Here is a 24997-nt window from a genome sequence, read left to right as displayed (position 1 = left end):
CCGGTAGAAGATCACTATCAAATCACATTGCTCTGGTCATTATGATCACCATTATTTTGTTCAACTGATTGATCGACCCCAGGTGAAGAAGAATCATCATAAGGTTGTGTGTCAGACTTTTCTTCGTCAGACCCAAACAACCATGAAAAAAAACCACCAAAAAATGATGCAATTAATGAAAAAGGCTTCATAAGTATACTAAACAAACTACCAAAAAAAGAGCTCGGCTGTTCTTCTGTTTGTGCAGGTTCTGTGGAAGCAACAGGACCTACATCGTTGTCTTGTACATCAGTTCCTCGTTCTGCATTGGTGGTGCTGGTTTTTTCCCCTTCTTTGCTATTATCTGATTGTAGTTCAGTATCATCACCTACTCGTTTTTCTTCCTCTTGACCCCCTTCACTATCTGTCGATGATCCACCCGCTGAACCATCATCAGATTTTTCTGCTGGTTGCAATAGAGTTTTTATTCCTTCATCAGTGGCTAATTTGAAAGGAGTGTTTCCATGTTTATCTTCTATATTAACATCGATTCCATCTTTTCCCAATAGGGCTTCTACTGCCTCTTTATGGCCCTTTACAACGGCCCAATGTAAAGGAGTCTGTTCTGCAAGTTTATCTTTTATATTAACATCGATTCCTTCTGCTCCCAGTAGAGCGTTCAATACATTTATATCTATGTTGTCCTTTTTAGCAGCCAAATGCAAAGGAGTCCTGTCATCTTTATCTTGTGCATTAACATTGATTCCTTCTGCTCTCAGTAGAGCGTTCAATACATTTATATCTATGTTGTCCTTTTTAGCAGCCAAATGCAAAGGAGTCCTGTCATCTTTATCTTGTGCATTAACATTGATTTCTTTTGCTCCCAGTAGAGCGTTCAATACATTTATATCTATGTTGTCCTTTTTAAGAACAGAATGTAAAGGAGTATCTTTATTCTTATCTGCTAAATTAACATCAATTCCCTCTTTTCTAAGTAGAGCGTTCAATACATTTATATCTATGTTGCCCTTTTTAAGAACAGAATGTAAAGGAGTATCTTTATTCTTATCTGCTAAATTAACATCGATTCCATCTTTTCCCAATAGGGCTTCTACTACCTCTTCATGGCTATTTTTAGCAGCACAATGTAGAGGAGTCTTTCCATCTTGATCTGTTGCATTAACACTTGCTCCTTGATTTATTAGATCGTTTACTGTATCGATATCACCTCTTCCAGCAGCCTTAAGTAATTCATCTGTGTTTTGTAATAGAGTTCGTATGTCTTGAGTAGTGGCTAAATCTAAAGGAGTGTCTCCATTTTCATCTTCTGCATCAACATTTGCCCCTTTGTCCAATAGAGCTTCTACTACCTCTTTATGGCCCTTTTCAGCAGCCAAATGTAGAGGAGTCTCTTTCTGCTGATTTGTTGCATTAACATCGATTCCTTTTACTTGCAGTAGGGCTTCTACTACCTCTTTATGGCCCTTTTCAGCAGCCAAATGTAAAGGAGCCCTATCTCCATCTTGTGCATTAACATCGATTTCTTTTGCTCCCAGTAGAGCGTTCAATACATTTATGTCTATATTGCCCTTTTTAAGGACCAAATGTAAAGGAGTTTCGCCATATTCATCTTGTGCATTAACGTTGATTCCTTCTGCTCCCAGTAGAGCGTTCAATACATTTATATCTATGTTGTCCTTTTTAAGAACAGAATGTAAAGGAGTATCTTTCTTGTTATTTGGTAAATTAGAGCTTGTCCATAAACCAAAGAATTAGTATAAAAATACTAGATTCAACAGGGAGTAAAGATGAGAAAAAAGTATCCAACAGATTTAAAAGATAGAGAGTGGGTTTTGATAGAAAGGCACTTTAAGGTGTCATATGAAAAAGGAGGAAGGCCACCAAAATACAGTAAACGCGAGATGTTAAATGCAATTTTTTATGTACTACGCACAGGGTGTCAGTGGCGCTACTTACCTCATGATTTTCCACCATGGAAGGCTGTGCATGAGCAGTTCAGGAGATGGAAAAAACAAGGAATTTTTGAAAAGATAAATTATGAAATCACCAAGTATAGCAGGGCAAAAATTGGTAGGAATGAAGAGCCAAGTGCGTGTATAGTTGACAGCCAATCAGTAAAGACAACGGAAAAAGGGGGGTCAAAGGTTATGATGGAGGCAAAAAAGTCAAAGGTAGAAAGAGGCATATAGTTACCGATACACAGGGCTTTGTGCTTGGTTGCTATGTAGGAGCTGCCAATGAGAATGACAGAGATGGTATAAAAATAGCATTAGATAACATGAAGAAAAAATATGCTAATGTTAGGAAAATGTGGGCTGATATGGGGTATCAAGGAAAAGATTTAAAGGCTCACATAAAGAGAGAATATGACATAGAAATTGAGATTATTAAAAGGCCTCCATGCAGATTTTGGGTGCATAAAGACACACCACTAGAACTATTGCCACAACGGGATCCTGGATTTAAAGTTCAGCCGAGAAGGTGGGTTGTAGAAAGGACTTTTGCTTGGATCAATAGGAACAGGAGGTTATCAAAAGAATATGATTTGCTTACAACATCTACTGAAAACTTTATATATCTTGCTATGACTAAGGTTATGTTAAATAGAGAATATGCTTAAATTTACTTGTTTATGGACAAGCTCTAACATTGATTCCATCTTTTCCCAATAGGGCGTCTACTACCTCTTTATGGTTCTTTACAGCAGCTAAATGTAAAGGAGTTTCTTGCAACCAATCTGTTGCATTAACATTGATCCCATTTACTTTCAGTAGGGCTTCTACTACCTCTTTATGGCTCTCTACAGCAGCCCAATGTAAAGGAGTCTTTTGCGACCAATCTGTTGCATTAACATTGATTCCATTTACTTTCAGTAGGGCGTCTACTACCTCTTTATGGCCCTTTTCAGCAGCCAAATGTAGAGGAGTCTTGTTATCTTGATCTTTTACATTAACCTTTGCTCCTTCACTTATTAGACTGTTTACTTCCTGAATATTACCGCTTTTAGCAACCTCAAGTAATTTAGCTGTGCTTTGTAATAGAGTTTTTATTTCTTCGTCAGTAGTTAAAACTAAGGGAGTGTTTCCCTCTTCATCTTCTGCATTAACATTTGCCCCTTTGTCCAATAGAGCTTCTACTACCTCTTTATGGCCCCATACAGCAGCAATATGTAAAGGAGTCTCTCCTTTATCATTTTCTACATTAACATCTGCTCCTTCACTTATTAGACTTTTTACTTTCTCAATATTACCTTCTAGAGCAGCCTTACGTAATTCAGCATTTATATCTCTGTTTGAATTGCTCATCCCATACCTCCTGTAAAACTATATTGTTATGATAAAGTCGTTAATAATCTATGAGCTCTCACCCCCTGTAAAATTATATTATCATGATAAAGTCATTAATAACCCATGAGCTCTGGATCACGCAAATAATGGTTATTCCCTGTGTTTTTCAGTACATTTGAGCTGGCTGTACATAAGAATCGCAATTGTAGAGCATGCTATTGTTAATAGTAAATTTGGTAAAATACCATAGCGAAAAAATTTTCCTACTATATATATTCCAATAGCCCCAAACATCATATTGCAGAATGAGAGGACTGCACTACCAAGCCCTATACCTTTGATCGTTTCTAAAGCAGAAGTTACGTTATTGCTTATTATTAATGCAAGTCCGATATTGGCTGGAATCCAAACAGTTTGAAGAATTAATATATTTAACTTGTCCGCGAAATAAAAATATACCAATAAACTATCGGATATTATCGGTAACACCAAACCTATTATTAGCATTTTGCTAACCCCTACTTTTGGTACATACCTTCTATTAATTAAAGTTCCAATTATGTAAAATATGACTATGATCGATATGAGGTAGCCAAAATACTGTACTTCAATGCCCATCGATTCAAATATGAACGGGTAGTTAGCAATGTATGCCCAAAGCCACATGAAAGTTAATCCATGAATGGCTGAAAACCCAAGGAAACGATAATTTCTAAATATTGATATATATTGCTTGAAGATATTAGTAGTTATGTTAGTTATACTGGTTTCATTTTTATTTACAGTGAGTGTTTCTTGTAACTTAAAGTAGATAAAAATAAGTATAGCAATTGCTGCAAGTGATATAATAAAAAACAAAAATTTCCAACTATACCCATGTGAAATTATATAACTGCCCACCACTGGAGCTATTCCAGGTGAGAGTGCCACAACCATATTTAATTTTGAAATGACTCTCGAGTATTCACTACCCGAGTACATATCCCTTATTGCTGCATACCCAACAACACCTGCAACACCAGCCCCTGTTCCTTGTATGAAGCGAATTAGTATCAAGAGCGCAATGCTGTCGGCTATATAACACATGACACTTGCCAAAGTAAAAATTGTCATACCAATCAGCATCATTGGACGCCTACCATAATGGTCCGATAATGGACCATAAATTAAGCCAGATACCGCAAATCCAACTAGATTTAAGCTAATTGTAAGCTGCACTACACTGCCTTCTACTTTAAAATAATTGGCAATGCTTGGTAGTGCAACTGAGTATAGGTCAGTTGCCATATCGACAATTGCTACAGACAATATCATAATAAGAGAGATGATATTTTGCGAAAGAGCTGTTTTCACTTAATGATTTATTGGTAAATATGCTTAATTATAATGTATTTTTTTCATTAGTATAAGTACAATGTTACATAGTAAACGATGTCATTCGAGTAGCGGACACTGAAATCTTAAGCTAAAATCATGAAAAGCCTGAATTTCAATACCTTATCTTTGATTATTCACTTTAAGCTTTAAGTCTTCAACAGAAGATGCATTTGCCTCACTTACTACCTTTAGTGGTTCACCAAGATTATGCTCTATTTTTATATTACGCTCAGGATCGTACTCTATTCTTGTATCAAACTCAAAGCCCAATTTCTCACAAAGTTTTTTGAAATACTCAATAAGCTTATTTATAATATAAGTAAGCTTATCAAACAAACCGTCATCACCAGCTTTATAGTCCTCTAACTCTTTAGGAATGGTAAGAAGTACTTTACCATCTTCATATGTTACATTTTTATCTTCACATTTCAGTTTAAACTCCGCTGAACTGCAAAAACCTGGTGTTTCGATATATGTACAATCATCATAGTTAAGCATTTTTGTATATTTCATGCTAAAACTAAGCTTTATACAATTGGGTTCACGACAATCCATAATATACTCTCTTGTCATACAGTTGCCTTGCGTTGACAAATGAAAAGATCCAAGAGCTTGATTCATATCATTAGGAAGAAAATGAGTATATCCGCCCTGATAATAGTTATTTATTAACTCCTCAATAATAGAGTTATTGGGAATTGTTGCACCAACGTGTTTAAACATTTCTGTAAAAATTTGTCTGAGAAATGGACGATAATTCCCTTTTCCGTTTTCATCCCGTAGAATTAGATTTTTATGGTTTGAATACAGATTGTTAATAAATTCGTTAGTTATTTTTTGTCCGTTAATAGCAAGGCCGTGTGTTCTATTAAGATCCTTATATGTTCCCTCACCAGAAATTACTTCGTCCCAAGTGTTAGCTTTGAAATCAGCATATTTGAGCTTCTTCACTTCAGCTTTCAACGCATTGACCATTTCCTTTGACATGTTATATCTCTACCATTAATACCTGTATATTAATTCTAGCACTTACTTTATTAAATTTCAATTACTAAATGAATTTATCACTTTCACTTCCGTATTTTCCAGCGAGTCACCGTAAGTCACTGCTTTTAGGTAAAACTTTTTCCCCATTTGCACTTCGAAAGATATTATTGAATCATCAAGTAGAACAAATTTTTCACCTGTGGCATGATCATATTCTTTAGTATCTTCTTGTCCTCTGATTAGGTTGCTAAGCTTATATTTATTTTTATCTATAAGTTCAGCATTCTGGAATTTTATTACCTCTTTTCCAACCAGTGCTAAATTTGAGTTTGCAATTGGGCTCGTGCTTGGCAGCTTACCAAAACGTAACACTACTATAAGCCCCTCGTCGGTAGATTCCATTACATATCCGTAAGTAGACTGCTTGTTTGTGCTTGCAATAGGCTTATAATCCTTATCGTTGTACGAAATAAAGAGTGTTGCTCCTTTCCAATTCTTTTCCTCGTTAATTAAAGTAAAGCTTGCGCTATTACCCTTAACATGCGGTAAATCTATCATTTCTATGATGGTTTTACTGATGTGAGAAGGAGGGTATTCCTTCAGCATAAGTGACCTTGTTGAAGGAAAAGAGAGCTTATATATAGAGCGATCATAACTAACACCACTTACTTGAATGGACATGCTTTCGAATTTCGTTTTTATAATTCTCACCGTATGTTTTTTCTCACTGTCTAAAATCGTTATTACATCACTTGGCACAAGCCACGCATATTTTATCGGTAGCTTGAAATTGTATATATTTCTCTCTTGCCACGAAGAATAAAGTAAAACCTCAGCGATATTTTGCGCCTCTCCCTCCTCCATAATGAGCGGTATTTCAACTGTTATAGCAGTGCCTTGCTTTGGCAACTCAGCATATTTAACATCAATTGGATAGCCAAAATTTCGATTAAAATAAACGACGTTAACTTTATTGTTTAAATCCAGTTGACTAATATTAACAAGTTTTGAATTGTTACTGAAAACCATTTCACCAATTGGTATTCCAGTCGTAACTCCCCTGCCCTTTTGGACAAATTTCAGTTTAGAGTCCTGTTCAACCACATCAAAAAAATAGCAACTTTGCAGCATTTTAATAATTGAACGTACCGATTGCTGGTCATTTATCACATACCAAGACAATAACCCTTTGACGTTGCTTGTATCGAACTGATCGCTTTTTAAACCTGTTTTTTGTAACAGATCCGATAAAACATCGGAAATATTAAGCTGTGAAAGCTTTCCCTGAATCCAATGTCCTGTCTGCCAATTATGGCAGTCAGTCCACATATCACATAAATTGGGAAAGTAAGGAAATGGCCTTGCATCCCACGCCCAGAGAAACATTTTTTCTACCATTTCCGAGCTTTGCCACTTTTTTAACGTTCCTTCAATTGCAATTTTTTGCGAAAGAAAGCTCACCTCTCCGTTTGAATATCGTGGATATTTGCTCTCTATGCTGCCTTTGTCAACAAACACATTTGGTTCATTAGTGCAGCCGTTCATACTGGGAAATCCATATTCAGTAAACCATATTTTTTTCATTTTTGGTTGCCATTTCGTTTTACTACCACCTGGATTTATGTGAGTTTTACTCCACCATTTTGCTATGTTTTTCCACGCATACCTGCTGTCGTTATACTTTACTTTTTCAGGCTCACCCTTTGAGTAATCATAGAAATAATCATACCCCACTCCACTGCTCCAACCACCCATTACATCTTCCGCGGAATAACCAAAAGGAGGCTCTGGCCCATCAGTCAGTGGAAAATAAGCATCTATGCCAATAACGTCGATGTACTCTGAAGACCAAAGCTCATCCATATTATACCAACCATCATATGAATGGTATTCGCTCCAATCAGCAGCGTAAGTTACCGTTACTTCTTTTCCAAGCTGAAGTTTTATTCGCTTTGCAAGCTTAACTAGCTCTATAACGGCAGGGTAATTCCCTTGTTCATCCCTGATTTTGGTAAGCCGCACAAGTTCAGAACCGATGATAAACCCTTCCACTTTAGTTTGTTTGGCAATGCTTGCATAATGCTCTATAAATTTGTTATATTGATTCTCAAAAAAATCACTTATATCCCCAGGAGTCCCGCTCAATTTTCCTCGCCACTCTTTGTTCTTTGTGTCAAGCAAGGGCATTGGATAGAGCATCACCTTGTAGCCTCTGCTGTGTAGCTCTTCTATATATCTTATTAGCGCTGCATCACTAACTGTGCCACCATATCTTGGGTTTCCACTCGCATCTTTTGAAATTAGCTGAGCATTATCTCTGGTACTACTTCCTACTTGCCAATCATCAGGTAATATTGCGGAATCATCTTGAAATTCAACTGCAGGGTATATTTTACAATCTTTAATGTTCAGATCATTCACAAACCAATTGACTACTACCGATACCCACTCAACATTTGGTAAATCTCCCTTTAATTGATCCAAAGAAAGCATTGCATCGCTCTTTTTAGTGTGGTTGTTGTGATTTACCCTTTGCGCCAGCCCATATGGGATATATTGGTTGCTGCTTATTTTCTCTTGCGCGATTTTCTTCTGTATTTTTGTATCATATACAAACTCTCCTGAGCCTGGTATTATATTGATATTCCGAATATTTTCTGCTATTGAAAATCCACTGGGTTTTAATGCAGTTCGCACTTCAAATGTAAATATCGGGACGCGATTGTTATAGTCTGCTAAAGGAAAATTCTTGATAACTATGTAAGATATTCCCCTATAAGCCGGCACATTCCCCTCTCCTTCAATTGATGACATAAATGGATCAGGATTTTGGTCTTCTCTGCCGCTGTAAAAAGTATAATCTATTTCATCAAAGCTAAGTGATGTTGTATCTGCCCAGATTCTGTTTAATTTTTCTACTTTCCCCTTGCAGATCGCAATTGCAAGCGTTGCATAGTAATTATATGTAACGTTCATACCTCTTCCAATTTTACTTTTGGTGGTTATCGCCTCTTCTTTTATTGGCTGCGCCCAAATAATGTTCCCTGCAACACGAGCAGTGCCATAGATAATTGGGATCGTTCTGCCGTAGGTTGAGGTTTGAACTTGCAGATTTTTTAGCCTCGCACCATGTGTTACTTTTTGCTCGGCATCAAGGCCAAACATTGCCCCATCTAGCTGTGCACCAAGAAGAGCACCGAGTTCTGAGCCGATAATCCGGCCAATTGGCCCAAAAATGCTGCCTGCTTGACCAAAAATTGATGATAAAATTATTGTAGACATAATGATCCTCCTTTTTGTTTCTATAGCTAATGTAGGCTCTACGTCATGCCGCAGCGGATAGATCCCGCTAACAAGCAGCGGGATGACGAGCTTATCGTTATGCCGCCGCGAACCGTCATACCGCGATTCATTCGCGGTATCTCTTAGCATAGATTCCGCTAACTAGTAGCGGAATGACGAATTTGTCATTTTACAGCCACTTGGATGACAATTTGCTACTAAATAGTAGCAAATTCAATAATTTACAATTAATAATTGAAGTTTTTAATTAAGAAAAGCACATGGTGTAGCTATAATTATTGTAAGCAACAATGAAAAAGTACGGAAGTGAAAAATTACCACTCTCATGGCAATCACTTCACCAGCGGCAAAGTGATACCATGCTGATTCATATATTTTCCTTTCATATCATCATATGATTTCTCGCATTCACTTTCGCCGCTTAAAAATACGAATTGGCATGCGCCTTCATTAGCGTAAATTTTCGCAGGAAGTGGAGTGGTGTTTGAGAATTCGAGTGTGACATGACCTTCCCATCCAGGTTCTAAGGGAGTAACGTTTACTATAATTCCACACCTTGCGTAAGTTGATTTACCAACACAAATGACCAGTACATTCCTTGGTATACGAAAATATTCCACTGTACTTGCAAGTACGAAACTATTTGGTGGAATTATGCATACATCTGTTTCCTTATCTATAAAACTATTCTCAGAAAAATTTTTAGGGTCCACGATAGCTGAATTAACGTTAGTAAAAATTTTAAATTTATTATCCACTCTTGCATCGTAACCATAAGATGATAGTCCGAAAGATATAACACCTTTGCTGCTTTTGTGATTCACAAAAGGCTCTATCATTCCAAAATTTTCAGCTTTTTCTCTTATCCATTTATCTGGCATAACTGCCATAATTGCCCCTTAAAGTTGTGTAATACTTACAATAATATAAAATAAAATTTAAATGTAAACTGTAGCTTTTGTCATGCAATTAAAGCTTTTCAGTTTGATTTTTGTTATAATAATTAGATTTATGTTCTTAACTAAAAATAATGCTTAGAAACTTTCTCCTGATTTTTGTATTCGTATTATTCACGCCGCTATCAAATGCTGATGCCAGGAAATACATCAGAATTGTTGGATCTTCAACTGTTTTTCCTTTTATCTCGTTTATAGCCGAAGAGTTCAACCGTGTATTCTCCTTTAAGACTCCAGTTGTGGAATCAATAGGAAGTGGATCAGGGTTCAAAATGTTTTGCTCAGGAATAGGGGAAGACACGCCAGACATCACCACTTCATCTCGCCCTATGAAGGAAGTAGAAAGAGAACTATGTAAAAGAAATAAAATTAATGAAGTGATAGAGATCATCATTGGCTATGATGGAATTGTCATTGCAAATTCAAATCAAAGCCATAGATTTGATTTCACAAAGAAGGACTTATTTGAAACTTTATCTGCATATTCTCAAGAAAATGATAAATTAGTAAAAAATAATAAGAAGTTTTGGTCTGATGTAAATCAAGCCTTACCAAAAACAGAAATTGAAATTTATGGTCCACATCAAAATACAGGCACATACGAAACTTTGGTTAATTCTATTATGCTTGATCAATATTCATGCATGAACTCGAGAATTTTCAAAGAGAATTATAAAGATCAGGAAGAAAGAAAGCAAGCATGTGGTAATATAAGGGATGACGGAAGGTATATAGAAGTTGGAATTAATGAAAACATAATAATACAAAAATTGAAAAGTAACAAGAACGCCTTAGGGATATTTAGTTTTAGCTTTTTAATGAGAAATCAAGATAAAATACAAGGGAGCACAATTGCAGGAATTGAGCCAACTTACGAAAATATATCATCGGGAAAATATATATTAGCAAGACCTCTATACCTTTATATAAAGAAAGAACACCTGGATACTGTTGATGGATTAAGAGAATTCATAAAAGAAATTATAGATTCGATCGGCATTGAAGATGGGTACCTATCTAGGCTTGGTCTAATTCCACTTTCAAGTGAAGATATAAAGAAAGCTTCAGCAAAGGTTTATGATATAACGTGACGGCAACGTTTCTTTTATATTCTTTGTTCTAGCGTAGTCAGACCCAGCGCGGCGCGCTGGGATGACAATGGATTACTAATTAGACAGTTCTGCGTTGTTGCAACACCCCAGAAACAACCGGGTCCGAGCTTTTCGTATTTGGGCTTTCTGATTTCTCACAAACTCCTCCAATATAAGCTAGTACAGCCAATGCTGAAACTGCTAAAACTTCTAAAACTAATGCAACTACAGGATATGCCAGCACATAGGCTGCAATAGCACCAACTACGCATAGTCCAACAACGCCCAGAGCGATCTTCCCTTTGTGTTCACTCCAGAAGTTTGTATCGTTTTTTTCTGGGGTTTTGTTGTCTGCAGTTGGTGCAGAGTTTACGGTGTTTTGATCTAGATCAGTGTCATCTATAAAGTTAAGATCATCATTCTCAGACGGATCCTGATTGATTTCTTGTGAAAATCGAGTCGCATACTCTTTATCCCATGCTATCTGATCATTAATCTTGGCATTATCTAGTTCATTTTTACTAAGTTTTTCCTCAAATTCTTGAATCAAATCTTGAAAGCATTGCTCACCTACTCCAGGTATTTTAGCAAAACGTTTTTGTGCACATGTAAGTTTATCCATTACATAGTTATTTCCATTGGGCTCGAACCCAAGGAGCCCTGGAGAAGCAGCATCAAACATTAATTTAAAGCTTTCTTTTATCTTTTTCACATCTTCTTGGTTCAATTCTCTATCATAGTTAACCAGCAGAGGATAAACTAAAAGGGCATCTACGCTTCCATCATCCCAATATACACATCGCTCTAAAACCCTTGCTGCATTTTCACCACAATTCTCTAATGCTGCTTTAACTTGATTAACATCAAGGCTTTTTATTGCATGTCTTAGTGCCATATCAAGAATTCCCATCTTGCACTCTTCCATTTCTTGAATAACTGTTTTAAGAGCAGGTATGTTATAAAGGCCAAATCCTTGAAAACTATCTATTGCACGACAACACAAAAAATCACGAGTTTCTTTATTAGCTTTCTGCCAAATTAGTTCAATGATCCCTACTTTAGTGCTAACGCTAGCATTAGAACAGTCAATAACATCATTTAAAATGGTACCTTTGTCACTAGTCAGAGTCCCCTCGTGGCTCAAAACTGCTTGTATATCCTTATGTTCCTTATGTTCCTTATTGTCGAGTACGTTCTGGACTTCTTGAAAATTGTCATTCCTGACTGCCTGTCTTAATGAACCTAGAATTTCTTCTTGTGCATCAGTTAATTCAACCATATCTTACCTCTAATAAAAATTTAATTATCACACATATTTACAAGTAAATCAAGTATATTGTTAATAACTGTTAATAAAGGCCAACAAAATGCTTGACGTTAGAGTAGCTTTTATGGCTTTGTATAGCGAGGAAGTAACTCTATGAAAAATCATCAACGTTTACAAAATTTGCGTTCAATTGTATTTATTGTGGGAATATTCCTATTGCTGTTTAGCTTAGCAATGCTTATTCCTGCTATTACCAATAAGTATCTCAGCTACGAATGGAAAAATTTCCTCGCTGGATTCATAATTACCTGCACATCTGGCGCAATTTTTATTTTACTCGGTAAATTAAGTAGATTGCATGGAATGCCAGCAATTTTTGCGATTACTAGTTGCACCTGGATTGCCTTGTCTCTGTTTGCAGCTATTCCTTTCTATTTTGATAATCTGAGCTATGTTGATGCATTGTTTGAAACGATATCTGGCATCACAACCACAGGAGCAACTATATTTAATGATATTGAAAAACAATCTCCAGGAATACTGCTATGGAGAGCAATGCTACATGGCATGGGGGGTTTTGGTGTAATCACTTTAGGAATTGCAGTTTTTTCCATGTTTAAGGTTCTCAGCCTAAATAATTTACTTTATTCTGAATATTCAGATGCTACCAAAAGGAAGTTGCCGAATACGCGAAGCGTAGTAATTCATGTTACGGCAATATATTATGGCCTAATTTTGTTATGTATATCTTCCTATTATCTAGCTGGTATGCCACTGTTTGATGCAATATGTCACGGAATGTCCGCTGTATCAACTGGCGGATTTGCTAACTATAATGATTCTATAGGGCACTACAATAACCCTATGTTAGAAGTCATAACGATCATTTTTATGATTTTGGGTTCTCTGCCTTTTCTTAGCTATTTAAAAATTATAAGACGATTAGACATTTGCTATGATGAGCAAGTCTCTTACTTTGTTAAGATAGCTACTATCTCATCTTTATTTGCTTGTTTTTGGTTGTATAAAAATGTTGATTTAGGAGTGTCATTATCATTTAGATGCAGCACATTTACCATCACTTCCTTGATTACGTCAACTGGTTATGCAATCTGTAATCATATAGATTGGAGTTTCATTTCAGTCTTAGCTTTTTTTCTCACCTTTGTTGGTGGATGTAGTGGTTCTTCAAGTGGTGGTGTCAAAATCTTCCGCTTGATTGTTCTTTTAAGGTCTATAAGAAATTACTTTTACCTTTTATTAAACCCTGATGCAGACAATGGAGTAAAATTCAATGGAAAAACCCTGGAGAATGATGAAGTTCACTCTGTCTTTATATTTTTTGCAATTTTCATGTTAACGTTTACCATTTCATCAATAGTGATGTCTTACTTAAGCAATGCAGACTTTATAACTAGCATCAGTTCAGTCTCTGCAACGCTTACAAACTCTGGCCCGGGATTTAGTAATTTAATAGGTCCTTCGGGTAATTATTCCTCTTTCAGTAATGAAGTAAAATTATTTCTATCGTTTTTAATGCTGCTTGGCAGACTTGAAATATTGCCAATCTATTTTTGTATAGGCAATTTATTCTTATTTAATAGAAAGAAATAGTTGGTAAAATTTGATATTATAGCTAAACTGACTTACGACAATTTGAAAAACCGTCATTCCGCTACTCGTTAGCGGAATCTATACCGCGAATAAATCCACAGATGTACGAACATTGTGATTTGGGCACACCAGGAAGAATGTCATCCAAGTAGCCCCTTTCTCGTCATCCCGCTACTTGTTAGCGGGATCTATGCTAAGAGATACCGCGAATGAATCGCGGCATGACGGTTCGCGGCGGTATAGCTATAGATAGTATTAGCTATTTAATAAAAAGATCGTAGCTAAACCAAGAAATATAAAAGCTGAGAGAATATCAGTTGTTGCCGATGTTAGGATTGAAGAAGAAACTGCAGGGTCAGACTTTAAACGGTGAAGCATTATAGGAATGAAAGTTCCGATGAACGTTGCAATAATTGACATCATAATCATGGAGACCACAAAAATCATCTCCACTTTGAAGTTGTGAAACCTTATTGCTAACACTACTAATGAAATAGTAGATAAGATCACCCCGTTTATAAGACCTATTAAAAATTCTTTCATCAGTATTCTTTTTGCATTTTGCTCAGTTAGATATTTTGTTGCGATTGCCCGGATGGTTAGCGTTACTGTTTGGGATCCTGCATTTCCGCTCATTGATGCAATTATCGGCATGATTATTGGCAGCACTATAAAACTTTTTATTACATCATCGAAAAAGCCAACTACTATGGAACACATTGTTGCAGCTAAGAGGTTAAACAGTAACCAAGGTAGCCTTTTAATTATAGTTTTATGTATAGGGGCATTTATATCGGCTTTAGAAGATACACCGCTTATTTTGAGTACATCCTCTTCTGTTTCTTGTTGAACAACTTTTATCACATCTTCAATTAAGATCACACCAATAATTTTACCATTCTTATTTACTACCGGAGCCGATAATAGAGAGTAATCTTTAAATATTCTTGCTACTTCCTCTTGGTCTATTCCAGTTTTAATGATTTTTATGTCATGATCCATTATCTCTTTTATTATTGTGTCTCCTGAGTGAGATATTACCTTATTTAAATTAACACTGCCTATAGGCTCTAATTTTGAGTTGATAATGAATATCTGGTGAAATTTTTCTGGTATTTTTTTATAGTTGCACACAAATTCTGTCAGTTGATTTATTGTCCAATAATATGGAGCTATAACCATATCTTTATGTATTAACCTTCCTGCACTTTCTTCTGGATATGATAGCAACTCCTCTACCGATTTCTGAGTTTTGCTGGGCAAATAGTAAAGTATATTTTCTACAGACTTTCTATCTAAATCTTTCACTATGGTTACTATATCTTCTACATCAAGGAGCATTAGTAACTTTGCTGTATTTTCTATTCCCAATGTTTCTATGATCTCTATTTGTAAATCTGGCACTACATGCACTAGGGCATCACTTAACAAATGTTGATCGAGGATATTAACTAATTTCTCCCTGTGATCACTGATCGAAGTAGATAAAAAATAAGCTAACTGAACACTGTCTATCGTTTTTACAATATTACGAACATTCTCTAGCTCCTCGTTATCAAGTGACTCTATTAAGTCATCAATAGCCTTTTTGTCTAAACCATAATGGGAACTTATTTCAATATTCATTACTTTACCTTGTTTTTTAATAAATATACGCGCTTGATTTCCTTAAACATTAAAGTATAATGAAATTATTTAAATTAACTATCATATGGTTAAATTTCTATTTTGTTTACTGTTATTGTTATTGATAGTAAATATATTAAAATCTAAAGTATAATGAAAACTTATCCAGAAATTCTTGAACACTTTCAAAGCTTAAATAAAAGTATTTCTCTTATCAGGAGGTGTCTTTGACATAGAAAAATTAAAGTTGCGTCTTGAAGAGCTTGACTCCCAAGCGTCGAATGATGACCTATGGCAAGATAACCAAAAAGCACAAGAAGTTTTAAAAGAACGTTCTAAAATTAAGAATGACGTAGAGTCGTTTTTAAAGCTGGAAAGCGATTACAACGATGCCATCAGCTTAATGAAGTCTGCTATTGATGAAAATGATGAAGAATTTTTCTCTGAAGTTGAAAATGAATTAGCTAAGCTAGAGAAATTAATCAAGTATAAAGAAACAGAGTCCTTATTTACTGGTGAAGCAGATAATAATAACTGCTTTTTAGAAATCCACTCAGGAGCTGGCGGAACCGAGAGCAATGATTGGGCTGAAATGCTGATGCGCATGTATATAAGGTGGGCAGAAATTTATCACAACTTTAAAGTTGAAGTTGTAGAAAAATTAGAAGGAGAGTCAGTTGGTATAAAGTCTGCAATGATAAAAATCGTTGGAGAAAAAGCTTATGGGTGGGCAAAAAGTGAAAGTGGAATTCACAGGCTGGTTAGAATATCGCCATTTGATGCAAATGGTAAACGTCATACCAGTTTTGCAAGTGTAGGAGTAACTCCAGTGATCGAAGATTCAATTGATATTGCTGTGGATGAAAAGGATCTAAAGATCGACACCTACCGAGCTTCTGGAGCAGGCGGTCAGCATGTGAACAAAACTGAAAGTGCAGTACGCATTACGCATATTCCAACTGGTGTTGTAGTTCAATGCCAAAATGGTCGTTCTCAACATAGAAATAAAGATGAGGCGTTAAAATTACTTAAAGGACGTTTATACCAAATTGAACTGGAAAAAAAAGAACAGAAAATGGCTGAAGAGTATGGTAAAAAATGCGATATAGGCTGGGGTAATCAGATCAGATCGTACGTTATGCATCCATATCAAATGGTGAAGGATTTAAGAACCGGACATGAAGTGGGCAATATAAATTCTGTTTTTGATGGTAATATAGATTGTTTCATAGTTAGTGTGCTTACTAAGCAAAATTAGGTAGGGTTGACTTTCTTGCCATAATATATGATAATTAAAATATTGTTAAAGTAGGAGTAAAGTTATGGCGATTAAATATGATCAGTGGAAAAGTGACCTTACCCAGAAAAAGTGGAGAGAAAGTTTGGAATGTTTTTTACAAAAAGAATGATGCATCAAATTGTTCTGGAATGCAATAGTTAATAGTGACGTTGTTTGTTATAAAAAATTTCTATGTATTCAAATATTGCAGTTCTAGTTTGTTGAGCAGAGTGTTGTGAAGTATCAATAAGTATTTCTCTTTTCAATGAGCTAAAGAAGCTTTCTGCAACAGAATTGTCGTAACAACAGCCTTTATTACTCATCTATATTCTTTACAGCTAAGAGATATTGATACCCTTGCGCAGTATATTGTGAACCTTGATCACTATGTAATAGTAGATTTTTAACAGGTTTACGCCTATTAATGGCCATTAATAAAGAGTTCATAACCAATTGTTTATTTATTGCACTACTCATTAACTACCATACGTGAGAATTATTGCTGCCAAATATAGCCATCCCTCCTTGGTTTTGATGTAAGTAATCCCATACTTTATTTGGTTGATCAACAATAAAGTTTTGATCTAGTATATTGGGAGCTACAGCTCTATTATCTGTTTGTTGTTTTTTAATTTTAAACTTTCTTCTCAGTATAGCCCTGATGTCATTTTTCTGCATAATACTTTGCACCGTTTTCAAATTGCAACTTTTACCCAAAGCCTTCAATTCAGCATGAATTTTAGGAGCTCCATATCTACATTTAGAAACTTGATATATTTTTTGAATAGCTTCGAGTAGCTCTTTATTTGCTGATTCTCTACTGCTTATTTTTCTTGTGGTCCACTTATAGTAGCCACTAGCAGAAAATCCTACATAATTCCTGTACTTTATAGCAGTTACTATATAAAAAAATATTTTACTCCTTTTGACTGGCCAGGGCTTTTTTTTAAATGTCTCTTTCCCTTGTTACTCTTGCTTTGTAAATCAAACCTCTCTTTGTCATAAGGTGCTACATCTGGAAATGCATTTGCCGCTGACTTTTTTTCGTTATATTTCTTCATCCATTTTCCTAATACACTATCCCTTATTCCTAGGCAGTGTCGACATTTATTTTAACCAAAGATAAATGCCAGCAATGTGAACAAAAGACAGAAAAGCTATGGCCAATTTGTCGTAGCGTGTAGCAACTCTGCGGAAGTGCTTGATTTTGTTGAACATCCTTTCGATTAAGTTTCTCTCTTTATACAATTCTTTGTCATATTCTCTTGGTGTTTTTCTGTTGGAACGCGGTGGGATTACTGGCTCAGCATTTACAGCTTCTGCAGCCTCAATCATATAATTTGCGTCATACCCTTTATCGGCAATAAGTGCCTCCATGTTCTTGCCTTCTATCAGGTCTAAAGCTTTTACGTAATCCGATCTTTGCCCTGCAGTAACAAAGAATCTCAGTGGGTTGCCCAAAGCATCACAAGCAGCGTGTAATTTGCTTGAAAATCCTCCTTTGCACCGTCCCAGCTCTTGTTCTTGTCTACCAGTTTCCACATTTTTTTCTTGCACCAGCAGCATGTTGATGTGCCCTGATTATTGTTGAGTCTATCATGAGCCACTCTGTGTCTCCATTAACAGCTAATGTGTTGAAAATCATCTGCCAAACACCAGATTTTGCCCACCTTATAAAACGTTTATGTACACTTGACCATTTTCCATACTCAGCCGGCAATGCTCTCCATGTTGCTCCTGTTCTACCTATCCACATTATTGCAGCTACGAATCTCCTGTTATCTTTTGCGCTTCTTCCTCTATCTCCTTCCTTACCTGGCAGACTGTTTTTTATTCTCTCCCATTGCTCATCTTTTAAATCATATAGCATTCTCTTTACCTATTAATAAAGAGTACTCTATATCACTATTTTTTTTATGTCGACAAGACCTAGATCTCTTGCTACTTTTGCAACTGGTTGACCTACCTTTCTTTGTTCATTTGCCAGCTTAACAGCTTCCAATTTGAATTCTGCCGTATATTCTCTTACCATTTCTAATCCTCCAAAATTTTATTTTACCCGAAAAAACTCCTTTCTTTCTCTCCACTTTTTCTGGGTAAGGTCAGAAATTTAATGATCCAGGATATACTCCTTTGTTAAGGGAGATTGAGCATTTTCGAATATTTCTTGAGTGCTTCCAGACTCAACAATTCTGCCATTATGAAAGAAAATCACACTATCAGATAACTTCTTAGCTTGCTTCATTGAATGAGTTACCATAATTATAGTAAATCTTAATTTCAGCTCTTGTATAAGATTTTCGATTGCATTGGTTGCCATTGGATCAAGAGCGGAGCACGGTTCATCCATTAATAAAATAGTTGGCTTCACTGCAATTGCGCGAGCAATGCATAGTCTCTGTTGTTGGCCACCGGATAAATTGAGTGCGCTATCTTGCAATCTGTCCTTCAATTCTTCCCATAAACCAACCTTGGTTAAACTATTTTCCACCATCTCATTCAATTTTTGCTTATCCTTCGCCATACCATGCAATTTTGGCCCACAAGCAACATTATCATATATTGATTTTGGAAAAGGATTTGGCTTTTGAAATACCATACCAACTTTTGCTCTAAGTAGTACAACATCCATATCGCGTGAATATATATCACCCAGCCCATCGATATCTAATTCACCAACAGTTTTGCAACCTGGTACATAGTCATTCATACGATTAAAACAACGCAAAAATGTTGATTTACCGCACCCGGATGGTCCGATAAAAGTAGTAACTTTTCTTTTATAAATATTCAAATTTATATCGAATAAAACTTGCTTAGAGCCGTACCAGAGATTTAAATCTTTAACAGAGGCACGTGTATTGCTCATATCACATCCTGCATTGAATAGAGCCCCGGAATTTCTCTTTTATTTTCGTATAGCCATACTGCTGCTTGAACAGCTCCTCTAGCAAATGTTGTGCGATCAATTGCTTTGTGGTTTAGTTCTATCCGTTCATCAGAATTAACAAACATCACGCTGTGATCTCCTATTACTCCACCTCCACGAGATACTGCAAAACCTATTCCCCCCTTTTTCCTTATGTTTGAACCACTATGTAAATATTGATTGGACTGAAAATCCACTTTTGAAGCGTTAGCAATTGTTTTGCCAAGTTCTATAGCTGTTCCAGATGGTGAATCCTTTTTTAAGTTATGATGCATTTCCCAAATCTCAACGTCATATTCATTACCTAAAAGCTCAGCAGCTTTTTTTACCAATTTCAGCAACACATTAACCCCAACACTCATATTTGCTGACCATAATATTGGAACTTCAGCAGCATATTCTTTCAAATCGACACCTTCTATTCCAGTTGTGCCACTAACCAGCGGTGTTTTAAATTTTACAGCTGCTTTAAGGCAGTCTAACATACATTCTTTAGTTGTAAAATCTATTACAACGTCAGATGACTCAAATATGCCACTAATAGAACTTGTAACTTTAATTCCTAGATTGGCTATAATTGGTCCAATATCTGAATCTATGTACTTACTGCCTGAACGGGCAACAGCACCTGCTATTTCCACTTTGGTATTTGTAATTAATTCATTGAGTATTTTTTTGCCCATTCTGCCTAAGCAGCCTATTACTCCAACTCTGATTTTCATAAAGCTTTTTACGTTTATTAAGAATGTTAGGCCTTTTTTTAAGCTCTGTCACTTCTGATCTATATTCTATAGCTGTACGAACACTGCAATTTCAGATCCCAGTGCCTTGACCACAACTATTGCAATATGGTACATAGTGAACGATGTCATTCCAGTCTGGAATCTAGCCTTTCTGCAATCTCATCGAAAACGTTTTTCTATGCTAGTTTGCTTGCTTACAAGCAAACTTTTCTGGATCCCAGTGTCTGGGCACTGGGATGACAGGAGAAGGCACTGGGATGACAAGAATAGGGCACTGGGATCTAGTGGGCTCAAACTACAATGTTTGTACAGTTGTGATCTATATTCTATAGCTGAATAATTTAACAATTCAAAATGAATACATATCCTATTGAGCTCTATATTACATACCAGGTTGCTTTGCCTTTTCCATGCTGAGTGATGTGATTACTCTTTACGAGATTAGATACGTGCTTCTTTAAGGTATTGCAGTTTGCTTTAGTAATATTTTCCAAATCCTTAATTGTAAGACGTCCATGTTTGCTGAGTAGTGCTAATACTTTAGCAGAAAGTGGTGGTAAATAGAGATTTAACACTTTTTCATGTGACACCTTTTGTTCAAGATGAAATTTTTGCTTTTGTAGTGACCTTAAAAAGAATATAAGCCATGGATTAAAATCATAGCTGCTCGTCTTCAAGGATTGTTGAGTACGACGCAAAGCTAAGTAGTAACTCTCCTTATTACTTTCAAGGGAACTGTAAGGTACATAGATATACCCTAACTTTAGTAACAAGAAAGTTGTGAGAATGCGTGATAATCTGCCATTTCCATCCTGGAAGGGATGAATAGCTAAAAAAGTAACTATAAAAATGCCAATAATTAATAGAGGGTGTAACGATTTCACCTCTAATTGCTGGCTAGTCCAATAAATAAGTTCTTGCATTTGTGTTGCTGTCTCAAATGGAGAGGCTGTTTCAAAAACTATGCCCAAGCTTTTTCCAGATTCATCAAACGCTTCAACATGATTGGGGAATTTTTTATATTCTCCCATGTGCCTTTGATCTTTATATGAAAATTGTAAAAGCCAGATGTGAAACTGTTTTATAGTGTTTTCTGTAAATGGCATCTTGTTAAAGTTTTGAAATACTTCTTCACACACATACGCATATCCGGCTATTTCTCGTTCATCTAGAGAACGAAATGAGCGTGTATCAAGTTTGGATAGTAATTGCTCAACTTCACGGTCTGATAATCTTGCCCCTTCAATACGAGTAGAAGAACCAATACTTTCAATTGTTGCAATTTTCTTGAGCATTTGTAAACGTTCTGGAGCTAAATTACCAAACAATTGCCATGCTCCTTTAAATTCATCAATTTCAGCAACTAATTTTAACATTTCAGGTGTTATTACAATTTTTGAAATGTCAAACATATCTGTATTTTTATCTAGGCAGTGTCGACATTTATTTTAACCAAAGATAAATGCCAGCAATGTGAACAAAAGACAGAAAAGCTATGGCCAATTTGTCGTAGCGTGTAGCAACTCTGCGGAAGTGCTTGATTTTGTTGAACATCCTTTCGATTAAGTTTCTCTCTTTATACAATTCTTTGTCATATTCTCTTGGTGTTTTTCTGTTGGAACGCGGTGGGATTACTGGCTCAGCATTTACAGCTTCTGCAGCCTCAATCATATAATTTGCGTCATACCCTTTATCGGCAATAAGTGCCTCCATGTTCTTGCCTTCTATCAGGTCTAAAGCTTTTACGTAATCCGATCTTTGCCCTGCAGTAACAAAGAATCTCAGTGGGTTGCCCAAAGCATCACAAGCAGCGTGTAATTTGCTTGAAAATCCTCCTTTGCACCGTCCCAGCTCTTGTTCTTGTCTACCAGTTTCCACATTTTTTTCTTGCACCAGCAGCATGTTGATGTGCCCTGATTATTGTTGAGTCTATCATGAGCCACTCTGTGTCTCCATTAACAGCTAATGTGTTGAAAATCATCTGCCAAACACCAGATTTTGCCCACCTTATAAAACGTTTATGTACACTTGACCATTTTCCATACTCAGCCGGCAATGCTCTCCATGTTGCTCCTGTTCTACCTATCCACATTATTGCAGCTACGAATCTCCTGTTATCTTTTGCGCTTCTTCCTCTATCTCCTTCCTTACCTGGCAGACTGTTTTTTATTCTCTCCCATTGCTCATCTTTTAAATCATATAGCATTCTCTTTACCTATTAATAAAGAGTACTCTATATCACTATTTTTTTATGTCGACAAGACCTAGTTATATTCAATTATATTCGAAAATATCCTATTAGCAAAGAATACTTGTGAGACACACACTAAAGAATGAATTTTGGTAGGCATAAAAGCAGCTATTTTATGTTAAAATACAACATTTTGATGAAATTATAAGAAAGGCTGGATCCGAGTAGTCAGCTACCCGTCAGTGCATGTTGAAAAATCATTTTATGATCTAAATCAGTTTTTTTACAGGTAACTTCTAAGCTTATCAATTTTTCCAAGATCTTCTTAAGTTCTGAAAGTTGCAAACTTTTCAAATGAGATTTAAAACTCTGCAATTGTTTAAAAAACAATGGAGGGCTTAGCTGATCAATCGCAGCCTGCTCACTCATTCCACCTTGCACTGACAGCAAAACGTTTTCAAGGCGTAGGAAATAATTTGATATAATGCGAATTAGCGCTATCGGTGAAAAATTTTCTTGCGATATCAATGCATCAGAAATTCTAATGAAGCGCGACATATCTTTACTTGCTATGGCAGAGCATAGATCATCAAGTGTAGCATAGTCGTTGCCGGAAGTTGAAAAGCATAATTCTATATCAGTAAGTTTTAGGTCTTTTCTCTCCCCTAAGTACAAAACTAACTTCTCAAGTTCTGAACATATAGGCAGCTTGCTATGATTAAAGTAAGATTGCAAATGGTAGATTATCTCATTTGTGCATTTTATATCATTTTGTTTTAAGTAACTTGATATAATATCATAAAGATTGCTGTTGCTGTCTTTATAGCAAGCAATCACACCAAAAATTTTTGAACTCTCCATATAACTTTTAGTCGCAGAATTATATGGAAGATCATTTGCTACCATCATTACATAATGACCACTTGCGTTATAATCCAATACATTTTTTAACTCCTTGGATATACCTCCACTCACATTTATCAGCTTAATTAATTTTTTGCTGGTAAACATCGAAACGTTTGCCAATTCAGAAAACAGTAAACTGGGTGACTTATTCACTATTGCAAAACCCATCACCTGAACTGAATACTCACCCAAATTAGCAATTATTTCTTGTACATAAAAATCAACCCTACTGTTATCACTTCCATGAATTAACACACCACGTAAAGCATCAGGTTTCTCTAGGAATTTTTTAACTTTGGATGGTGTGACCCTCATGCTATCTATATGATATCATTCTCATTTGACTGTACATGAGTATCCAAAGACTCTGAGTCTCCTTGTGCAATATTATGCACATCACCTGCTACATCATCTGACTCTTCTGTTTTTCCTGTAATATAATTATAAAATTTTTTCACAGGTTGAGATATATATTTGGAAAAAAATCCTTCTTCGCTCATATTGCTTACTCCATAAAATTAACAACTTATCATTAGCATATAAATAATAGTATAGCAAAAACTATTTTGTGCTAAGATAGTGATGTTTTATAATGAGTATATTACAAAATTATTAACATTCGAGATCAAAATTAAGCCAACCTGCTTAATACTAGCCTTATAAAATAAGCGATAATTAAATATACCGCTGCAACAAGTATAATTGCAGGTCCAGTTAACAAATCAAAACTTGCAGATAACATGAGACCTGATATCCCAGAGATCACAGAAAAAACTGTTGCAACAATAATCATCTGCATTGGAGTTTTCGAAATGAGCCTTGCAGATGCTGCTGGTATTAGCAAAAATGCAGCAATGAGTAATATTCCTATTAGTTGGGCAGCAATTGCTATAAATATAGCAAGAGTGATTAAAAATTCTAGTCTAACAAAGGTAACATTAATTTTTTCAACTACTGCTAAATCTTGATTAATTGAAATCATTAACCAATAACGCCATCTAAATATTAATATCAAAGTAACTACTGCAGAGGTTAAAAAAATCAATACTATATCACTTTGATCGAGCGTTAATATATCACCAAACAGTGAGCTAATAATACTATTATTGCCAGATGGAAGAAAAGACATAAGTATTAAACTCGATGATAAAACTACATTGGTAACAATGTTCAATATCGTATCAGCAGAATATAATCTGTTAAAATTAAGAGAAAGTAGTATAGCAAATGTAATTGCAATGAGCATTATGCTAAGCGATGGGCTAATCTTAAAGATTAAAGCAAGTGCAACACCAAGCAACGAAGAATGGGACAAACTATCACCAAGATAAGATAACCTTTGCCATATCATAAACGATCCTAAAGCGCCTGTTACTAGGCTAATTACAACTACTGCAACTAGACTATTGATGAAAAAGTCCTGGGTAAACATTTCAAACAT

At 35.8% G+C, this 24997-nt stretch carries 24 protein-coding genes and 2 pseudogenes; 4 read left to right on the top strand and 22 right to left on the bottom strand.

Annotation, left to right across the window (positions count from 1 at the left end; translation table 11 throughout):
• Nucleotides 1–17: 17 nt before the first annotated feature.
• Complete coding sequence (locus tag AAGD50_RS03695) at nt 18–1670, bottom strand: ankyrin repeat domain-containing protein (protein ID WP_341810142.1); 1653 nt, start codon at nt 1668–1670, stop codon at nt 18–20.
• Between the two features lie 117 nt (nt 1671–1787).
• Between AAGD50_RS03695 and AAGD50_RS03690 the strand changes: the two genes are divergently transcribed.
• Nucleotides 1788–2620 (top strand): IS5 family transposase gene (locus AAGD50_RS03690; protein ID WP_341809994.1). Its coding sequence is split into 2 segments (ribosomal slippage): nt 1788–2157 and nt 2157–2620, totalling 834 coding nucleotides; the frame shifts between segments, so codons are not numbered across the junction.
• 10 nt (nt 2621–2630) lie between these two features.
• Here AAGD50_RS03690 and AAGD50_RS03685 read toward each other — a convergent pair.
• The 5 genes from AAGD50_RS03685 to dcd all read right to left on the bottom strand — a co-directional run bounded on the left by AAGD50_RS03685 (nt 2631) and on the right by dcd (nt 9844).
• Nucleotides 2631–3305, bottom strand: coding sequence for an ankyrin repeat domain-containing protein (locus tag AAGD50_RS03685; protein ID WP_341809993.1), 675 nt, complete (start codon nt 3303–3305; stop codon nt 2631–2633).
• A 132-nt stretch (nt 3306–3437) separates the two neighbouring features.
• The gene (locus AAGD50_RS03680) at nt 3438–4601 is read right to left on the bottom strand and encodes a multidrug effflux MFS transporter (RefSeq protein ID WP_264724108.1); all 1164 of its coding nucleotides are present in this window, start codon (nt 4599–4601) and stop codon (nt 3438–3440) included.
• Nucleotides 4602–4784: 183 nt separating this feature from the next.
• Entirely contained in the window at nt 4785–5651 is an 867-nt protein-coding gene (locus tag AAGD50_RS03675; RefSeq protein ID WP_264724107.1) for a hypothetical protein, read from the bottom strand.
• Nucleotides 5652–5708: 57 nt separating this feature from the next.
• Nucleotides 5709–8933, bottom strand: coding sequence for a glycoside hydrolase TIM-barrel-like domain-containing protein (locus AAGD50_RS03670; protein WP_341809992.1), 3225 nt, complete (start codon nt 8931–8933; stop codon nt 5709–5711).
• Nucleotides 8934–9286: 353 nt separating this feature from the next.
• Nucleotides 9287–9844, bottom strand: coding sequence for a dCTP deaminase (dcd, locus tag AAGD50_RS03665; RefSeq protein ID WP_006280485.1), 558 nt, complete (start codon nt 9842–9844; stop codon nt 9287–9289).
• 140 nt (nt 9845–9984) lie between these two features.
• Here dcd and AAGD50_RS03660 point away from each other — a divergent pair, with 140 nt between their 5' ends.
• On the top strand, nt 9985–11001 hold the full coding sequence (locus AAGD50_RS03660; RefSeq protein ID WP_264724103.1) for a substrate-binding domain-containing protein: 1017 nt from the start codon (nt 9985–9987) through the stop codon (nt 10999–11001).
• 79 nt (nt 11002–11080) lie between these two features.
• Here AAGD50_RS03660 and AAGD50_RS03655 read toward each other — a convergent pair whose 3' ends face one another.
• Nucleotides 11081–12280, bottom strand: a complete 1200-nt coding sequence (locus AAGD50_RS03655; protein ID WP_265024656.1) for a hypothetical protein — start codon at nt 12278–12280, stop codon at nt 11081–11083.
• A 141-nt stretch (nt 12281–12421) separates the two neighbouring features.
• Between AAGD50_RS03655 and AAGD50_RS03650 the strand changes: the two genes are divergently transcribed.
• Entirely contained in the window at nt 12422–13882 is a 1461-nt protein-coding gene (locus AAGD50_RS03650; RefSeq protein WP_264724100.1) for a TrkH family potassium uptake protein, read from the top strand.
• A 255-nt stretch (nt 13883–14137) separates the two neighbouring features.
• Here AAGD50_RS03650 and mgtE read toward each other — a convergent pair whose 3' ends face one another.
• Nucleotides 14138–15508, bottom strand: coding sequence for a magnesium transporter (mgtE, locus tag AAGD50_RS03645; RefSeq protein ID WP_006280192.1), 1371 nt, complete (start codon nt 15506–15508; stop codon nt 14138–14140).
• Nucleotides 15509–15661: 153 nt separating this feature from the next.
• Here mgtE and prfB point away from each other — a divergent pair.
• Nucleotides 15662–16766, top strand: a protein-coding gene (gene prfB, locus AAGD50_RS03640) for a peptide chain release factor 2 (protein ID WP_141456981.1) whose coding sequence is annotated in 2 segments (ribosomal slippage) — nt 15662–15736 and nt 15738–16766 — 1104 coding nt in all. Because the reading frame shifts where the segments join, the coding sequence is not laid out codon by codon here.
• 179 nt (nt 16767–16945) lie between these two features.
• On the opposite strand, the gene AAGD50_RS03635 is transcribed toward prfB, so the two are convergent.
• From AAGD50_RS03635 to AAGD50_RS03570, 14 genes and pseudogenes are all read right to left on the bottom strand, one after another.
• Nucleotides 16946–17110, bottom strand: a complete 165-nt coding sequence (locus AAGD50_RS03635; RefSeq protein WP_010082072.1) for an IS3 family transposase — start codon at nt 17108–17110, stop codon at nt 16946–16948.
• Complete coding sequence (locus AAGD50_RS03630; RefSeq protein WP_010082071.1) at nt 17103–17264, bottom strand: DDE-type integrase/transposase/recombinase; 162 nt, start codon at nt 17262–17264, stop codon at nt 17103–17105. The genes AAGD50_RS03635 and AAGD50_RS03630 overlap by 8 nt, the downstream gene beginning before the upstream one ends.
• A 3-nt stretch (nt 17265–17267) precedes the next feature.
• Nucleotides 17268–17564 carry an IS3 family transposase gene (locus AAGD50_RS03625; protein ID WP_094189604.1) on the bottom strand — a complete coding sequence of 99 codons (297 nt, stop codon included), beginning with the start codon at nt 17562–17564 and terminating at the stop codon, nt 17268–17270.
• Between the two features lie 122 nt (nt 17565–17686).
• Nucleotides 17687–17848 carry a hypothetical protein gene (locus tag AAGD50_RS03620; protein WP_264724099.1) on the bottom strand — a complete coding sequence of 54 codons (162 nt, stop codon included), beginning with the start codon at nt 17846–17848 and terminating at the stop codon, nt 17687–17689.
• 46 nt (nt 17849–17894) lie between these two features.
• A pseudogene (locus AAGD50_RS03615) lies at nt 17895–18657 on the bottom strand (IS5 family transposase).
• A gap of 27 nt (nt 18658–18684) precedes the next feature.
• Complete coding sequence (locus AAGD50_RS03610; RefSeq protein WP_341809991.1) at nt 18685–18819, bottom strand: hypothetical protein; 135 nt, start codon at nt 18817–18819, stop codon at nt 18685–18687.
• A 78-nt stretch (nt 18820–18897) separates the two neighbouring features.
• The gene (pstB, locus tag AAGD50_RS03605) at nt 18898–19656 is read right to left on the bottom strand and encodes a phosphate ABC transporter ATP-binding protein PstB (protein ID WP_006280935.1); all 759 of its coding nucleotides are present in this window, start codon (nt 19654–19656) and stop codon (nt 18898–18900) included.
• Nucleotides 19653–20438 (bottom strand): 4-hydroxy-tetrahydrodipicolinate reductase, encoded by a 786-nt coding sequence (dapB, locus tag AAGD50_RS03600; protein ID WP_010962542.1) that lies wholly within the window; start codon nt 20436–20438, stop codon nt 19653–19655. The genes pstB and dapB overlap by 4 nt, the downstream gene beginning before the upstream one ends.
• 180 nt (nt 20439–20618) lie before the next feature.
• Nucleotides 20619–20807 (bottom strand): hypothetical protein, encoded by a 189-nt coding sequence (locus AAGD50_RS03595; protein ID WP_264724137.1) that lies wholly within the window; start codon nt 20805–20807, stop codon nt 20619–20621.
• 29 nt (nt 20808–20836) lie between these two features.
• Entirely contained in the window at nt 20837–21871 is a 1035-nt protein-coding gene (locus AAGD50_RS03590) for a Fic family protein (protein ID WP_209472855.1), read from the bottom strand.
• Nucleotides 21872–21902: 31 nt separating this feature from the next.
• Nucleotides 21903–22665: pseudogene (locus tag AAGD50_RS03585) on the bottom strand (IS5 family transposase).
• 213 nt (nt 22666–22878) lie between these two features.
• Nucleotides 22879–23871, bottom strand: coding sequence for a DNA polymerase III subunit delta (holA, locus tag AAGD50_RS03580; protein WP_264724133.1), 993 nt, complete (start codon nt 23869–23871; stop codon nt 22879–22881).
• Between the two features lie 5 nt (nt 23872–23876).
• Nucleotides 23877–24056 carry a hypothetical protein gene (locus AAGD50_RS03575; RefSeq protein WP_010082539.1) on the bottom strand — a complete coding sequence of 60 codons (180 nt, stop codon included), beginning with the start codon at nt 24054–24056 and terminating at the stop codon, nt 23877–23879.
• Nucleotides 24057–24187: 131 nt separating this feature from the next.
• On the bottom strand, nt 24188–24997 hold the full coding sequence (locus AAGD50_RS03570; RefSeq protein WP_049973644.1) for a metal ABC transporter permease: 810 nt from the start codon (nt 24995–24997) through the stop codon (nt 24188–24190).

Source organism: Wolbachia endosymbiont (group A) of Apotomis capreana (assembly GCF_964027025.1).
Lineage (GTDB): Bacteria > Pseudomonadota > Alphaproteobacteria > Rickettsiales > Anaplasmataceae > Wolbachia > Wolbachia pipientis.
Note: the sequence above shows the minus strand (reverse complement) of the source record. Positions and strands in the feature narration are given on the sequence as shown.

Bases quoted from the DNA above. Each gene is read 5' to 3' on its own strand.
- AAGD50_RS03685 (WP_341809993.1), bottom strand. From the start codon at position 3,305: ATGAGCAATTCAAACAGAGATATAAATGCTGAATTACGTAAGGCTGCT.
- AAGD50_RS03680 (WP_264724108.1), bottom strand. From the start codon at position 4,601: ATGATATTGTCTGTAGCAATTGTCGATATGGCAACTGACCTATACTCA.
- AAGD50_RS03675 (WP_264724107.1), bottom strand. From the start codon at position 5,651: ATGTCAAAGGAAATGGTCAATGCGTTGAAAGCTGAAGTGAAGAAGCTC.
- AAGD50_RS03670 (WP_341809992.1), bottom strand. From the start codon at position 8,933: ATGTCTACAATAATTTTATCATCAATTTTTGGTCAAGCAGGCAGCATT.
- dcd (WP_006280485.1), bottom strand. From the start codon at position 9,844: ATGGCAGTTATGCCAGATAAATGGATAAGAGAAAAAGCTGAAAATTTT.
- AAGD50_RS03660 (WP_264724103.1), top strand. From the start codon at position 9,985: ATGCTTAGAAACTTTCTCCTGATTTTTGTATTCGTATTATTCACGCCG.
- AAGD50_RS03655 (WP_265024656.1), bottom strand. From the start codon at position 12,280: ATGGTTGAATTAACTGATGCACAAGAAGAAATTCTAGGTTCATTAAGA.
- AAGD50_RS03650 (WP_264724100.1), top strand. From the start codon at position 12,422: ATGAAAAATCATCAACGTTTACAAAATTTGCGTTCAATTGTATTTATT.
- mgtE (WP_006280192.1), bottom strand. From the start codon at position 15,508: ATGAATATTGAAATAAGTTCCCATTATGGTTTAGACAAAAAGGCTATT.
- AAGD50_RS03635 (WP_010082072.1), bottom strand. From the start codon at position 17,110: ATGAGTAATAAAGGCTGTTGTTACGACAATTCTGTTGCAGAAAGCTTC.
- AAGD50_RS03630 (WP_010082071.1), bottom strand. From the start codon at position 17,264: ATGAGTAGTGCAATAAATAAACAATTGGTTATGAACTCTTTATTAATG.
- AAGD50_RS03620 (WP_264724099.1), bottom strand. From the start codon at position 17,848: ATGAAGAAATATAACGAAAAAAAGTCAGCGGCAAATGCATTTCCAGAT.
- AAGD50_RS03610 (WP_341809991.1), bottom strand. From the start codon at position 18,819: ATGGTAAGAGAATATACGGCAGAATTCAAATTGGAAGCTGTTAAGCTG.
- pstB (WP_006280935.1), bottom strand. From the start codon at position 19,656: ATGAGCAATACACGTGCCTCTGTTAAAGATTTAAATCTCTGGTACGGC.
- dapB (WP_010962542.1), bottom strand. From the start codon at position 20,438: ATGAAAATCAGAGTTGGAGTAATAGGCTGCTTAGGCAGAATGGGCAAA.
- AAGD50_RS03590 (WP_209472855.1), bottom strand. From the start codon at position 21,871: ATGTTTGACATTTCAAAAATTGTAATAACACCTGAAATGTTAAAATTA.
- holA (WP_264724133.1), bottom strand. From the start codon at position 23,871: ATGAGGGTCACACCATCCAAAGTTAAAAAATTCCTAGAGAAACCTGAT.
- AAGD50_RS03575 (WP_010082539.1), bottom strand. From the start codon at position 24,056: ATGAGCGAAGAAGGATTTTTTTCCAAATATATATCTCAACCTGTGAAA.
- AAGD50_RS03570 (WP_049973644.1), bottom strand. From the start codon at position 24,997: ATGTTTGAAATGTTTACCCAGGACTTTTTCATCAATAGTCTAGTTGCA.